Raw genomic sequence first — 14,317 nt, 5'->3', positions numbered from 1 at the left:
GTATCAAAGGAGAGCTTGAATCTGGAAGTACCCAAGATGAAAGTTTGACACTTTTCGGCTAGCTGGCCAAGCTGGAGCTTCCACGGTCGGGCGTGTCCGCGTGTACTTGTATCAAATATCCACGCCGACAACTGGAGACGGCAGACATGTACGGCATAGCGATCGAAAATCATGAAGCGCTGACGGTGATGCCACCGGGGTTTGCGCGGGAGGTGTTGCGGGTGCATGCGCGGTGTCCGATTTCCGTGTGCGCCAGGAAGCGTCAGGCGGTGGCCGTGGTGAACGCGGCGGCGCGGAAAGCGGGGAGTTCGGCATGACGCGGGCTGTTTCGCATGATGCGCCGGATTATCCGGTGATGAATCTGCAAGCGGCGCGGCACGGGCGCGAGCTGCACCGGGGGTGCGAGGAGAGTTGCGATGCGCGGCGGTACTTTTTCGATCTGGTGCCGAAGCTGGAAAGGGCGGCGGCGGAGGTGAAGCCGCTGCGGGGGACCTGGAATATCTGGTGAACGGTGCGCGTCCGGGGCTGAGGCGGGCGCAGACCGGCCCCGCGGATGCGGTAGCGGAACGGCGACCGGGGGCCGGACGGACTGTCCGCAGGATCAGCCGTGCCAGTCGGTCGCGCCCTCCGTGACCTCGCGGTCACGTTTCGCGGCGAAGACGCGAATCGGCTGGCACCCACCGTGGTCCATGCGGAGCTCGGGGGCTCCCCTGTTGGTATTCCGCCCCGTTCCAGCGGGGCCGGCACGAACTACTCTGCGCCGCGAGGACGCTGGAACATAGGGTCAGCATGTCCCCGGCTATGGGGGCTTTGGTCCCGGGGGTTCGGGCGCGCCGCCCCTAGCCGGGGGATTCGGGGCGGGCGGAGCCTGGGTCCATGAATTTCCTCGTGCGACCGGCCGCACCGGCCGACCGGACTGCCACCGCACGCAACGATATTCAGCCCCCACCGACAATCCAGCCGCTACCGATGACGCGTGCGGCGAGCCTGTCGGCCGCAGAGGTGTTCGCGACGCTGGCCACCGATGAGAACGGACTCACCCGGGCCGAGGCCGAGCGACGCGCCCGCAGCCTCGGCCCCAATGCGGTGCGGTCGCATCGCGCCCGGCTGGTTCCGGTGATCGCCCGGCAGTTGCGCTCTCCGCTGCTGCTTCTGCTGGCGGTGACCGCGACGGTGTCGTTCTTCCTGGGCGAGCGGTCGAACGCGGTGGTGATCGGGGTGATCGTCGCCATGTCGGTCGGGTTGGGCACCTGGAACGAATACCGGGCCGAGAAGGCCGCCGACGCGCTGCACGAACGCATCCGGCATCGCGCGACGGCGGTGCGCGAGGGCCGCGCGGACGACATCGACCTGGCGGCGCTGGTGCCCGGCGACATCGTCGAATTGCGGCCCGGGGAACTGGTTCCCGCCGATCTGCGGCTGCTGACGGTCAACGGACTGCAATGCGACGAATCGGTGCTCACCGGGGACTCCGTTCCGGTGCTCAAGTCCACCGACCCGCTGCCCGCCGACACCCCGACCGCCGAACTGTCCTGCTGCGCACTGATGGGCACGGTGGTGGCGGGCGGGCGCGGGCGCGGCGTCGTCACCGCGACCGGCGGGTCGACCCAATTCGGCCGGATCGCGGCCGGATTGGCGAAACGACAGCCCGAGACCGAATTCCAGATCGGCCTGCGCAAGTTCTCCATGCTGCTGGTGCGGGTGGCCGCCGTGCTGACCATCGGCATCTTCGCGATCAACCTGATCCTGCACCGGCCCATGCTCGACGCGCTGATGTTCTCGCTGGCGATCGCGGTGGGCATCTCACCGCAACTGCTGCCGGCAGTGGTCTCGACCAGCCTCGCGGCCGGGTCGAGACTGCTCGCACAGCGAAAGGTGCTGGTCAAAAGGCTGGTCTGCATCGAGGATCTGGGCGATATCGAGGTCCTGTTCACCGACAAGACCGGCACCCTCACCGAGGGCCGCATCGAATTCATGCGCGCGGTGGACGCCGACGGCAGTGCGGGCGACGGGACCGCCGCACTGGGGATGGTGTGCACCGACGGCGTGATCCAGGGCGGTCGGTTCTGCGGCGGCGACGCCCTGGATTCGGCCCTGTGGCAGTCCCCCGTCGCGCCACACGCCGACTCCGTCGGCTATACCCGTTTGGGCACCGTGCCTTTCGACCATCGGCGGCGCATGGTGTCCGTGCTCGCCGAGACCGCCGACGGGGAACGACTGATCATCACCAAGGGCGCGCCCGAAGCGGTGCTGGCCCGCTGCACCGCGGTACCCGAGCCCGCGACCCGCGCGCTGGATGCCGAATTCGCAGCCGGACATCGCGTGGTCGCCGTGGCCACCCGGCCCGCGCCCGGACAGTCCGCCATCGGTGTCGACGACGAGCGCGACCTCCGCCTGCACGGGTTCCTGGTCTTCCTCGATCCGCCCAAATCCTCGGCACGCCAGGCTATCTCGCGGCTTTCCGAGCTGGGCGTCACCGTCAAGATCATTACCGGTGACCATCCCACCGTGGCCGCTCAGGTGTGCACGCAACTGGGACTGCCGCCCGGCGGGGCCCTGTCGGGCACCGATATCGACCGGCTCAGCGACGCCGAGCTGGCCGAGAAGCTGCCCGCCACCGCGGTTTTCGCGCGCATCGATCCCGAGCAGAAGGCCCGGATCGTGCGCGCGCAGCGCTCGCTGGGCGTGGATGTCGCGTTCCTGGGCGACGGCGTCAACGACGCGCTGGCCCTGCACGCGGCCGATGTCGGCATCTCCGTGGACGCGGCCACCGACGTGGCCAAGGACGCGGCCGACGTGGTGCTGCTCGAGAAGGACCTCGCGGTGCTCGCCGACGGCGTCACCCAGGGCCGCCGGGTCTTCGCCAACACCATGAAGTACGTGCTGATGGGCACCTCGAGCAACTTCGGCAATATGTTCAGCGCCGCGGGCGCTTCCGCGTTCCTGCCGTTCCTGCCGATGTTCCCCTCACAGATCCTGCTCAACAATCTGCTCTACGACACCAGCCAGCTGGCCATCCCCACCGACACCGTCGACGAGGAACAGCTGGCCCGCCCGGCGCGCTGGGACATCCATCTGATCCAGCGCTTCATGCTCGTCTTCGGCCCGATCAGCTCGGTGTTCGACTTCGCCACCTTCGCGATCATGCTGTGGGTCTTCCACGCTGGCGAAACCATGTTCCACACCGGCTGGTTCGTCGAATCCCTGGCCACCCAGACCCTGGTCCTGTTCGTCATCCGCACCCGCCGCACCCCCTTCTTCCGCAGCCATCCCAGTGTCGCCCTGCTCACCGCGACCCTGGCCACCGTCGCGATCGGCGCCCTGCTCCCGGTCACTCCCCTGGCCGGAACCCTCGGATTCCAGCCTCTCCCAGGCACTTTCTTCATGGCCCTGCTGGTGATGATCGTCATCTACCTCGCCCTGGCCGAAGCGGCCAAACACTGGTTCTTCCGCCACGGCCCCGACGTGTCCCCGCACCGCACCCGCACCCCGGACCACCGACTGCGCCGCCGCGCCGCCCGCCTCACCGTGCGCGCCTAGCCAAGCCGTGCCGGTGCCGAGTCGGCCGGGATCGAATTCCCGGTCCCCTGACCAAGGTTGAATTACCGCGCCGTGTCCGTGCGCCGCACACGGGAACTCGCCCCGCACACCCTACGATGCCGAAGTCCTGATCAGCTAACTCTCAGCAAAAGGTGTGGACACGAATGCGGTCACAGTCTTGGGTGGGGTCGAGCGAAAGGTCCCGGGCGGAAACCATTCCCGGGCAAGGGTCGGTCCTACAGGTACATCCGCGGGCCTTCCGCGACGAACTGGTCTCGGCGGCGCACTGGGTGGCCGAGTATCTCGAACGCCTGCCGCAGGGGCCGGTCACCCGCCCGCTGCCACCGTCGCTGCGCCACCGATTGAGCTCGGGCGGATTGTCCGAGCGCGGCGGAGACCTGTTCGGGGTCCTCGATTTCGCGGAGGACTCGCTCGCGCCGTACCCGACCGGCAACGGGCATCCGGCCTTCTTCGCCTGGATCAACTCGCCGCCGTCCCCGGCCGGCGTCATCGCCGAACTGCTGGCCACGGCCATCAATGCCACCTGCGGCATGGGCGAGCACGCCCTGATGGACCTCGAGCGCGGCGTGATCGCCGACCTCGCCGGGCTGGCGGGCATGGCCGAATCCACCGGCGGCGTGCTCACCAGCGGCGGGTCGATGGCGAACCTGCTGTGCCTGGCCGCGGCCCGGCACTGGTACCTCACCGAGCACCACGCCGCGGACGGCCCGGAATACGATGCGGCACATGCCCGCCTGGTCGCCTACTGAGGCGAGCAGGCGCACATGTCGGTCGCCAAGGCCGCCGCGGTGATCGGCATTCCGCGCTCCCGCGTCCGGGTCATCCCCACCACGCCCGACCGGTGCATGGACGTCACCGCACTGGCGGACGCGGTGCGCGCCGACCGCGCGGCCGGGCTGCTGCCGTTCTGCGTGGTGTCGAACCTGGGCAGTACGCCCACCGGGGCGGTCGACACCCCGGCCGCGATCAATGCGGTGTGCCGCGCGCACGGCATGTGGCATCACGCCGACGGGGCCTGGGGTGGGCTCGGCGCCCGCGTCCCGCGCTGGGCCGACGCCTACCGGGGAATGACCGAAATCGATTCGCTGACGGTGGATCCGCACAAGACGCTCTCGGTCCCGGTCGGCTGCGGCGCGGCGCTGGTCACCGACCCGGACCGGCTGCGCGCCGCGTTCGGCTTCCGCGCCTCCTACCTCGACAGCGACGAGCACCTGCCCTGGATGTCGGAGTACACCTTCGAACTCACCCGCCCGGGCACCCGCGCGCTGGCGCTGTGGGCGACCCTGCACCAGCTCGGGCGCGCCGGGGTCACCGCGCTGCTCGAGCACTACGACCGGATGGCCGACTACCTGCGCGAGCGCATCGAGACGCATCCGCGCCTGGAACTGCTGGCCTGCGGCCCACTCCCGGTGGTCTGCTTCCGGGTCACCGGTGTCGCCTCGCACACCGCCCTGGCCACGGCCGTGCAGGCGCGCGGTCGCGCCTACCTGGCCACCGTCGACCACGACGGTGAGACGGTGCTGCGCGCCTGCATCTGCAACCACCGCACCGAGACCGCTCACATCGACACCCTGATCGACGAGATACTCACCGCCGCGGCACAACTCGACTGATCCGAATCGACATCACTCGGATCGACCGGGCCGGAAAGCGGCGCGACGGGATACCGCGCCGCGCCCTCTCCGGCCCCCACCGCGCACCTCTCCGGCCCCACCGGAGGGCTCATCACAACCACAGCCGGGGCGCTCGTCACGACTACGGCGGGCAGGCGTGCACGGGCTCGCGCTGCGGTCGCATTCGCTCGTGGCCGACGAGTTCTGTTGCGGGTCAGTTCCGTTCGCGCGCGATGGGGGTGACCAGCCCCAGGTTGCCGTCGTAGCGGCGGTAGAGGAGGCGGCCGTACGGGTCGGCCGGGTCGGTGTAGAAGAGGAAGGGGAGGCCGTAGGTGCACAGGCGGGTGGCCGCCGCCGACTCGGTGAGTTCGAGGGCGGGGCGCGGGTTCATGGTCATGGGGAGGTGGGCCAGGGGGCGCGGCGGGTGGACGTGGTGCTGGCGGGCCATGCGCACGCCGAGGGGTCCGGCCCAGTAGACGATGGCCGTCTCGCCGGTGTCGGCGTCGGTGAACAGGTGGGCGTCGAAGTCGAGGGCGTCCATGGCGGCCACCGCCGCGATCGGGTCGCAGGTGCGGGGGACGCAGAGTGTGCGGCGCACGATCGGGCGGATCGGGGTGACCGCGGTCAGCGGCGCACGGCCCAGGCCGGGCGCCCAGCGCGGCGGGGTGCCGCTGAGAACCCGGTCGAGCTGGCCGCCCAAGCGCTCGGCGGCGAAGGCCAGCGCGAAACCGCCCGGGCCGTCGATCTGGGTCCGGACGGGAGTGCCGTTGGCGAGCAGGTTCACCTGGGCGACAAGGGTTCCGGGTTCCGCGGGGCGACCGGTCAGGCGGACCGTGGCGGCGCTGCACAATCCGCGCCCGCGCAACGTCTCGGCGATCATCCGGCGGACGCGAGCCGACTCCCGGGGCGCGACCGGCCCCTCGGTCGCCACCTCGGCCACCCCTCCTACGACGGCAGCCTCATTCGCGTACACGGTCCATTACCTCCTGCTGGTTGGGGTCCGTTCCCGGCCGACGCACTACATGTCATCACCGGGTACCGGAACCGAACCAGGGCCGAAGGTCCCCGCCCGGCACCTACTGACCGGTCGCGCTCACTGCCCGCGCGGGCTCTTTCACCGCCCGCGCTGGATCTCTCACCGCCCGCGCAAGGTCGCCAGGCGGCTGTTGTACTCCTGCTCGTCGATCTCCCCGCGCGCGAAGCGCTCTTTCAGCAACTCTTCGGCACCGGGCGGCCGCACGGCCGGACCTCCGCCGACTGCCGGGCCCCGGTCGCTGACGGCGAAGCGCACCGCGATCACCAGCCCGGCGATGAGCAGGCCCCAGAACAGCAGCATGCCCACGCCCATCCAGGCGAAGCCCCAGCCACCCATGTCGTGGTCGTACCAATACATCATTTCGATCACTCCTTGTTGCCGTGCGATTCGAGGCGCTTTCCGTGTGATTCCGGGCGCTTCGAGTGCGATTCGGGCTGGGCCGCTCGGGGTTCGGGACGCTGCTGGTCCGCGGCATACTCCGCGATCAGCGAGAGCGGGACCCCCGAACGCGTGTGCCCGGGACCGGATTCGTGCGACTCCGGCTGGGCGGCACCTGATTGCACCATCCGAGCTATGCGCGCCGCCCAGTCCTCGATGGCGTTCCAGTCCCGCAGGTCTGCGGCCGGCAGGCCCCGCAGCGGTGAGGCGGGCAGGTGCAGGAACAGCCGGTGCACGCCGGTCAGCGACTCCGGATCCCAACGGCCGCCGAACATCGCGGTGGTGAACGGGTGCAGCCAGTCGTAGCGGGTCAGCAGCTGGTCCAGCTGCGCCCGGGCCTGCTGCTCGGTCTGCTCGTCCCCGACCCGGCCGGTGCCGAAGACGGCGACGTCGCGATGCACCAGCTCCGGGCCGAACCGGCTCAGGAACCGGCGGGCCTGCCGCGGCCAGCGACCGTAGTAGAAGGGTGCGCCGCACACCACCGTGCGGTAATCCGCCAGCGAGGAAACCGTGCTCATGGGCCGGCACTCGACCTGGAAGCCCTGCGTGCGCAGCACCTCCGAGATCCGCGTGGCCACCTCGCGGGTGGATCCGTACCTGCTGGCGTAGGCGACCAGGATCACGGCCTTCATCGGGTGCCTCCCAAGCTCCGATCCGATTGCGATGCTTGTCCCCAGCATCCGCGCGCCGACTCGCCGATATCACGGCCGAAGGTCATGAACCCGCAGGTCGTCCGGCCCTGCACGGACGCGGCGACGGGGCGAACACTCTACTCATGACCGCTGTCAACAATCCCGCCGTCGCGACCCCGGACCGCCGCACGCTGCTGGAGGCGATGCGGCTGGCCTCGCGCGCCCCCTCGGTACACAACACCCAACCCTGGCGCTGGGTGCTCGACGGTGAAGTCCTGCACCTGTACTCGGATCCGGATCGGCTACTGCCCAATATGGATCCGCACGGCCGCCAGCTGGTGATCAGCTGCGGCGCCATGCTGCACCACGTGCGCACCGCGTTCGGCGCGCGCGGCTGGCACACCGACACCGTCCGGGTGCCGAACCCGGACGAACCCGAGCACCTGGCCGAGATCCGCTTCCGGCCCTGGGATTCCCCGCCCGCGGGCCTGATGGCGCGCGCGGCGGTCATGGAGTTCCGACGCACCGACCGACTGCCCCTGGATCCGCCCGAGGACTGGGCGGAGCTGCTGCCCCGGCTGCGCATGCTTGCCTCGCCGCACTACGTCGAGCTCAACGCGCTCTCCGAGAGCGTGCGGCCGCGACTGGTGACCGCCACCGAGCAGGCCATGGCGCTGCGCCACCACGACATGATGTATCAGGCCGAGATCGGCTGGTGGACCGGACATTCCGGAATGCCGGACGGGGTGCCGCCGGAGGCCCTGCCCTCGGCCAGCGAGGCGGCCCACGTGGCCGTCGGCCGCACCTTCCCCACGCCGCGGCACTCCGCCCGCCGCTCCGAGATCGAGGACCGGGCCCGGTTGGTGGTGCTCAGCACCGAATCCGACACCGCCACCGACTGGTTGAGAACCGGTGAGGCACTCTCGGCCGTGCTGCTGGAATGCACCGCCTCCGGGCTGGCGACCTGCGCGCTGACCCACATCACGGAACTGGCCTCGGGCCGCCATCTGCTCATCGGTCTCACCGATCCGAATTACAAGCCGCAGGTCATGATTCGCATCGGCGTCTCCCCCGACCGCGACGAGCCCGGCCCGACCCCGCGCCGTCCGCTCGCCGACATCCTGACCACCCGCTGACCGAACCGGGACCCCGTCCCGCCGAGTCGAAGATCGAAGTCCCGACCGGACGGGACCTTGGGCCCTGTCGCCACCCGCCACCGATACACCACGGTGGGTGGCGACAGGGCCCTAATCCTTCGCAACGGAAGGCGGAAACCAGCGGTGGCACGTGAGCTGACGCAACGCGAGATTCTCGTCGAACTCGAACCCGTGGCCGGGCAGGCGCTCGACCGGCACCTGTCGGTCTTCAAGGACTGGCACCCGCACGACTACATACCGTGGGACGAGGGCCGCAATTTCGCCCAGCTCGGCGGAATCGACTGGGACCCCGAGCAATCCCAGCTCTCCGAGGTCGCCAAGGCGGCCCTGGTCACCAATCTGCTCACCGAGGACAACCTGCCCTCCTACCACCGCGAGATCGCCGAGAACTTCTCCCGCGACGGCGCCTGGGGCACCTGGGTGGGTCGCTGGACCGCCGAGGAGAACCGGCACAGTGTGGTGCTGCGCGACTATCTGGTGGTGACCCGCGGTGTGGATCCGGTCGCCCTGGAGAACGACCGAATGGCGCACATGACCAATGGTTTCGCCGCCCCGGTCGACGCCGCCACCGCGGCCGCCCACGCCGGATTCCTCTACTCGGTGGCCTATGTCAGCTTCCAGGAACTGGCCACCCGCATCAGTCACCGCAATACCGCCAAGGTGTGCGAGGACCCCATCGCCGACCGCATGCTGCAGCGCCTGGCCCTCGACGAGAACCTGCACATGATCTTCTACCGCACCCTGTGCGGCGCGGCCCTGGACCTGGTCCCCGACCAGGCCATGGAGGCCATCGACCTGATCGTGGAGAACTTCCGCATGCCCGGCACCGGCATGCCCAACTTCCGCCGCAACGGCGTGCTGATGGCCAAGCACGGCATCTACGATCTGCGCCAGCACCTCGAGGATGTCCTCATGCCCGTGCTACGCCAGTGGAATATCTTCGGCCGCACCGACTTCGGACCGAGCGGCGAGCAGGCCCGGGAGCGGCTGGCCGACTACGTCGACAACCTGGAGCAGGTGCAGATCCCGCGCTTCGAGGAACACCGCGACCGCGCCCTGGCCCGCGAGGCCGCCCGCGTCTGAGCCCCGCGGCTCCCAGATCCCCGGTGCCCCACCCCGCACCAGCGGCCCCGGTCGACCATCGACCGGGGCCACGCTGCGTTCCAGGGCGATTCGAGGATCGGCTACGCCTCCGGATCGACCGGCTTCCCGCGGAACATGTCGAGGTACACCCGGAAGGCCATGTAGAGGTACGCCATGGTCTTGGGGACCATGAGCAGCCCAAGCGCCGGAATTCGCCTGGCGAACAACACAACCGGGATGTAGCAGGCGAAGGACGCCGTCATGGCGTCGGCAATGGACCGGAAGGTGCGGTCCCCGGCCCGGTCGGCCTCCTTGCGCATCAGCACCACCTCGCCCGCGCCGACGGCCACCAGCGGCACATTGCGTTCCACACCCCAGCCCGCCGGGGTCTCGTCGCGGTCCCAGCGGTTGAACGGCAGCGCCAGCATCAGCAGCCGCACCGCCGACAAGCCCAGCAGCGAGGACGACAACCGATCCCAGGACTTGCGGAAACGCAGCCGCCACGCGTCCAGGGTCAGCACGTAGAACAGCGTCATGGTGATCGAGGTGGCCATCTCGCCCATGCCGATCAGGCTGGCGCGCTGCCCGCGGTAGGTCACGAACCCGCGGCCCTCCCCGCGCGCCATCGAGGCCGCCCGGAACACCAGGTGCGCGCTGTCCCCGATCGCCAGCAGCGTGAACGCCTCGCGCAGCCGCTCGGCCTCGGGCCGCTGCTCGACCGGGACCCGATCGCGCCGCCGATGCATCGCGGCCGCCAGTGTCCCGATGGTCGCCAGATACGACAGGTTGAACACCAGCTCGAATCGCTTACGTGCCAACGGCATCATCGTGAACTCCTCATCTCTCGTTCGACAACCTCGAGCTTCATCGATCGGACCGGCCGCCCGGCAGAGACATTGGTCCCCGTTCCACCACCGTCCGATGGGTTGCTATCGGAGGATGCGGGGTCCTCCGAAGGTTGGATCGGTCCGGGCCGATCGAACCTATCGGCGGCCGTCGCGAACTCGCAGAATCGCAACAATGAAGATCGATCCAACTACCGCGGCCACCCCGCCGCGGGCCGACCGGACCGCGTGGATCGGGCTCGGTGTGCTGGCCGCGGGGCTGTCGATGATCGTGGTGGACGGCACCATCGTCGGTGTCGCCCTGCCGGTGATGGTCACCGACCTCGGTCTGAACCTGACCGACGCGCAGTGGGTCAACAGCGCCTACTCGGTGGTGTTCGCCGCGCTTTTGCTGACCGCCGGACGCCTCGGCGATCGGCTCGGGCGACGCCGGATGTTCGTGCTGGGCGTGCTCGGCTTCCTCGCGGGCAGCGTGCTGGCCGCCCTGGCCTCGAGCGCGGGCACGCTGATCCTCTCGCGCGTGGTGCAGGGCATCGGCGGCGCATTCGTCCTGCCCGCAACGCTTTCCAGCGTGAACGCCACTTTCCGCGGCAAGGATCGCGTCGTCGCGTTCGCGGTGTGGGGCGCGGTCATCTCCGGCATGGCCGCGGTCGGGCCGCTGCTCGGCGGCACGCTGACCACCTACTTCAGCTGGCGGTGGATCTTCCTCGTCAACATCCCCATCGGGGCGGCCGTGCTCGTGGGCGCCTGGCTGGCGGTGCGCGAGACCAGGGCCGCGGTCAGCGAACCCGGGCTCGACGTCGACGGGCTGCTGCTCAGCGCGATCGGCTTCGGCGGGGTGATCTTCGCGCTCATCGAAGGCCAGCACCTGGGCTGGTGGCGACCCAACGGCGCGTTCCACCTATTCGGATTCGACTGGCCCGCAACCGCTCCGGTGTCCGTGGTGCCGGTGATCGGGCTGATCGGCGTCGTCGCACTGGTGCTGTTCGTGGTCTGGGAGCGACATCGGGCACGGGTGGGCCGCTCGGCGATCCTGGACGTGAGCCTGTTCTCGGTCGCGAGCTTCAGCTGGGGCAACCTGACCGCGCTCACCGTCGCGATCGGCGAGTTCGGGCTGCTGCTGGTGCTGCCGCTGTTCCTGGTGAACGCGCTGGGCCTGTCGACCCTGGGGGCCGGGCTGGTGCTGGCCGCAATGGCCCTGGGGGCCTTCGCCTCCGGCGCCGCCGCCCGGCACCTCGCCGCCCTGCTCGGTCCGCCGAAAACGGTGATCGTGGGGCTGGCGTTGGAGGCGGTGGGCGTCGGCGCGGTCGCGCTGAGCCTGTCCGCGACCATCTCGCCGTGGCTGCTGGCCGTACTGCTGGCCGGATACGGTGCGGGGCTCGGTCTCGCCTCGGCGCAGCTGACCGGGACCGTGCTGGCCGATATCCCGCCCGAACGCTCGGGCCAGGGCTCGGCGACCCAGAGCACCTTCCGCCAGCTCGGTGCGGCGCTCGGGTCCGCGATTCTGGGCGCGGTACTGTCGATCGGCTTGGCGCACAGCCTGACCGATCGCCTGGACGCGGTCGATCGGCTGCCCGCCCCGGCGGCACAGCACCTGGTCACCGCGACCAGGGACTCGGCCGGCGGCATGATCTCCGCGCTGCGCGCGCAGGGCGACACCGGACCGCTCGGCCCCGCGGGACCGCATGTCGCCACCGCACTGTCGGAAGGCTTCGCCGACGCCACCCGGGCCGCACTGGGCGTGGCCGCCGTCTTCCTCGCGCTCGGTCTGGTGAGCGCGATCATCCTGAATTCCCGCACCCGTCGCACAACCGCATTGGAGAGCCGATGAAGAAGTCGTACTACGCCGCCGCGAGCTACACGGTCCTGGGTTTGCTCCTAGGGTTCTTCTACCGTGAATTCACCAAGGCCCACGACTTTTCGGGCATTTCCCAGCTGACCGCCACCCACACCCACGTCCTGGCGCTGGGCACCCTGTTCTTCCTCATCGTCCTGGCCCTGGACAAGCAGTTCGGCCTGTCGGACGACAAGTGGTTCGCGGCGTTCTTCTGGACCTACAACGTCGGACTGCTGCTGACCGTGTCCATGATGGTCACCCACGGCATCCTCACGGTCCTGAACCACGGTGTCAGCCCGGCCGTCTCGGGCATCGCCGGGCTGGGCCACATCCTGCTGAGCATCGGGTTCGTGTTCTTCTTCCTGTGCCTGCGCGGCCCGATCATGGCTGCCGCACGCCAGGGCGAATAAATCCCCTCACCGATCGGCCCCGATCGTCATTCGATCGGGGCCGATCCATGTAACATTCTGTGCTCCAATGCTTTTCGGAGATTCAACGGTTTCACGCGGGGCGAGGAGCAGCATGGTTGTCGTGCTGACCGATTTCGGTTCGACCGAGGGCAGTGCCGGACATCTTCGTAAGGCGGTCGAACTGCTCACCGGACGCCGCCCGGTGATGCTGGACGCCCGGCACTTCTACGACGGCGGGCAGGGGCGGGCACGGCTCGAGGACTCGGCGCTGGCTCTCCGAGCACCGCAGGCCGCGACCGTGCGGCCGTCGGTGGTGATCGTCTATGAGATACCGCCGCAGGACCGGCATCGGTTCGAACGTTTCCAGGCGCTGCTCGAACGCAGTTCGGCCGTGTATCTGGGCGGCGACGCGCACGCCTGGCGCAATGCCACCGACAAGCACCGCACGGTGGAGAGGTTCGCCGAAACCGGTGTGGCACAGATGGATTCCGAATTGCTGGAAGATCCGAGCGACGATGACGCGCTGAGCGCCTTCGAACGGCTGGGCGGCGACGTCTGGGCGCGCCCGGCCACCGGCTTCGGCGGGCACGATGTCTTCCACATCACCGATCCCGGGCAACTCCGCACCGCTGTCACGCATTTCGAGGGCGACCGCTGGCTGCTCAGCCGGGATGCCCGCAACTTCGACCGGTCCGGGCGGCGTCACCAGTTCCGGGTCGTCGTACTGGGTGACCGCGTGCTGCGCATCTGTGAGCACGTCCAGGCCGATCTCGATGCCCCGTGCAACGAGTCGCGGGGCGCGGTCTCCACGGTGCTGCCGCTGGATGCGCTGCCGCCGCACCTGATCGAGCTCGCCATCCACGCCACCGCCTCGCTGGGACTCCCGTTCGGCGGTGTGGACCTGGTGCCGCAGCACGGCGGCAGGGTCTTCGAGGTCAATGTCCACCCCGTGCTCGCCGGGGAGAACGGATTCCACACGATCGTGATCCCGTACGTGCGGGCCCATTTGATCCGCCCGCGCGCGCAAGCGGCCCCGATCGCCGACTCGATCGGGGCCGCGGTGCGCGCGAAGGGAATTCACCCCTACGGTTGATCGGGCCAGTGCCAGCCGGTGATCTCCGGCGGGTCCTCCCCGCATCGGCGGGCATGGGCGCGAGCGGCTTCCAACCGGGTCAGGAGTTCGGTGCGCAGGGCATCGAACTCCCCCGCCACGCGGGGTACCTCGGCCAGGGCCGCCACCGCCAGCCGGAAGCGGTCGATGCCGTTCATGGCGACCATGTCGAAAGGCGTTGTGGTGGTGCCGTTGTCGGTGAAGCCGTGCACGTGCATGGCGTCGTGGCCGGGGCGGCGGTAGGCGATGCGGTGGATCAGCCAGGGGTAGCCGTGGAAGGCGAAGATCACCGGGGCGTCGGTGAAGATCTCCCGGTAGTCCTCGTCGGGCATGCCGTGGGGGTGGCGGTCGGGCGGGAACAGGCGGGCCAGATCCACCACGTTCACCACACGGACGGCCAAGTCCGGCACCAGCTCTCGCAGCAGTGCCGCCGCGGCCAGGGTTTCCTGGGTGGGCACGTCACCGGCGCAGGCCAGCACCACCTCGGCAGGCCGGTCAGCGTCGGTGCTCGCCCAATCCCACACGCCCAGACCGCGTTCGCAGTGCGCGCGGGCCTGCGCGTCGTCGAGGTATTGCAGCGCGGGCTGCTTGCCC

12 protein-coding genes and 1 pseudogene are annotated in these 14,317 nt (G+C 69.6%); 8 read left to right on the top strand and 5 right to left on the bottom strand.

What is annotated here, in order from left to right; translation table 11 throughout:
- Positions 1 to 232: 232 nt before the first annotated feature.
- The 3 genes and pseudogenes from NS2_RS31870 to NS2_RS38070 all read left to right on the top strand — a co-directional run bounded on the left by NS2_RS31870 (position 233) and on the right by NS2_RS38070 (position 5,174).
- Positions 233 to 508 (top strand): hypothetical protein, encoded by a 276-nt coding sequence (locus NS2_RS31870; RefSeq protein ID WP_143161308.1) that lies wholly within the window; start codon positions 233 to 235, stop codon positions 506 to 508.
- Between the two features lie 461 nt (positions 509 to 969).
- Positions 970 to 3,540 (top strand): magnesium-translocating P-type ATPase, encoded by a 2,571-nt coding sequence (gene mgtA / locus NS2_RS31865; protein ID WP_052086561.1) that lies wholly within the window; start codon positions 970 to 972, stop codon positions 3,538 to 3,540.
- 164 nt (positions 3,541 to 3,704) lie between these two features.
- Positions 3,705 to 5,174: pseudogene (locus NS2_RS38070) on the top strand (pyridoxal phosphate-dependent decarboxylase family protein).
- A gap of 214 nt (positions 5,175 to 5,388) precedes the next feature.
- Here the strand turns inward: NS2_RS38070 and NS2_RS31855 are convergent.
- The 3 genes from NS2_RS31855 to NS2_RS31845 form a co-directional block, all read right to left on the bottom strand.
- Positions 5,389 to 6,147 carry a sigma 54 modulation/S30EA ribosomal C-terminal domain-containing protein gene (locus NS2_RS31855; RefSeq protein WP_063865009.1) on the bottom strand — a complete coding sequence of 253 codons (759 nt, stop codon included), beginning with the start codon at positions 6,145 to 6,147 and terminating at the stop codon, positions 5,389 to 5,391.
- Between the two features lie 162 nt (positions 6,148 to 6,309).
- Positions 6,310 to 6,570, bottom strand: a complete 261-nt coding sequence (locus tag NS2_RS31850; protein ID WP_033088441.1) for an SHOCT domain-containing protein — start codon at positions 6,568 to 6,570, stop codon at positions 6,310 to 6,312.
- Positions 6,571 to 6,575: 5 nt separating this feature from the next.
- Positions 6,576 to 7,280 (bottom strand): flavodoxin domain-containing protein, encoded by a 705-nt coding sequence (locus tag NS2_RS31845; protein ID WP_052086556.1) that lies wholly within the window; start codon positions 7,278 to 7,280, stop codon positions 6,576 to 6,578.
- A gap of 143 nt (positions 7,281 to 7,423) precedes the next feature.
- Here NS2_RS31845 and NS2_RS31840 point away from each other — a divergent pair, with 143 nt between their 5' ends.
- Positions 7,424 to 8,416, top strand: a complete 993-nt coding sequence (locus NS2_RS31840) for an Acg family FMN-binding oxidoreductase (protein ID WP_033088424.1) — start codon at positions 7,424 to 7,426, stop codon at positions 8,414 to 8,416.
- A 144-nt stretch (positions 8,417 to 8,560) separates the two neighbouring features.
- Positions 8,561 to 9,520 carry an acyl-ACP desaturase gene (locus NS2_RS31835; protein ID WP_045438027.1) on the top strand — a complete coding sequence of 320 codons (960 nt, stop codon included), beginning with the start codon at positions 8,561 to 8,563 and terminating at the stop codon, positions 9,518 to 9,520.
- Between the two features lie 101 nt (positions 9,521 to 9,621).
- On the opposite strand, the gene NS2_RS31830 is transcribed toward NS2_RS31835, so the two are convergent.
- The gene (locus NS2_RS31830) at positions 9,622 to 10,347 is read right to left on the bottom strand and encodes a hypothetical protein (protein WP_033088426.1); all 726 of its coding nucleotides are present in this window, start codon (positions 10,345 to 10,347) and stop codon (positions 9,622 to 9,624) included.
- Positions 10,348 to 10,540: 193 nt separating this feature from the next.
- Here NS2_RS31830 and NS2_RS31825 point away from each other — a divergent pair, with 193 nt between their 5' ends.
- The 3 genes from NS2_RS31825 (at position 10,541) to NS2_RS31815 (ending at position 13,705) form a co-directional block, all read left to right on the top strand.
- On the top strand, positions 10,541 to 12,196 hold the full coding sequence (locus tag NS2_RS31825; protein ID WP_033088427.1) for a DHA2 family efflux MFS transporter permease subunit: 1,656 nt from the start codon (positions 10,541 to 10,543) through the stop codon (positions 12,194 to 12,196).
- Positions 12,193 to 12,612: a DUF2871 domain-containing protein gene (locus NS2_RS31820; RefSeq protein ID WP_033088428.1), complete on the top strand. Its 420-nt coding sequence runs from the start codon at positions 12,193 to 12,195 to the stop codon at positions 12,610 to 12,612. Before NS2_RS31825 ends, NS2_RS31820 begins: the two co-directional genes overlap by 4 nt.
- Positions 12,613 to 12,724: 112 nt before the next feature.
- Positions 12,725 to 13,705, top strand: coding sequence for an ATP-grasp domain-containing protein (locus tag NS2_RS31815; protein ID WP_063865010.1), 981 nt, complete (start codon positions 12,725 to 12,727; stop codon positions 13,703 to 13,705).
- On the opposite strand, the gene NS2_RS31810 is transcribed toward NS2_RS31815, so the two are convergent.
- Positions 13,696 to 14,317 (bottom strand): phosphoketolase family protein (locus NS2_RS31810; RefSeq protein ID WP_507763481.1); only part of this gene is annotated, 622 nt, incomplete at its 5' end. The genes NS2_RS31815 and NS2_RS31810 overlap by 10 nt on opposite strands.

The sequence above is a fragment of the Nocardia seriolae NBRC 15557 genome (assembly GCF_007990715.1).
GTDB lineage: Bacteria > Actinomycetota > Actinomycetes > Mycobacteriales > Mycobacteriaceae > Nocardia > Nocardia seriolae.
Note: the sequence above shows the minus strand (reverse complement) of the source record. Positions and strands in the feature narration are given on the sequence as shown.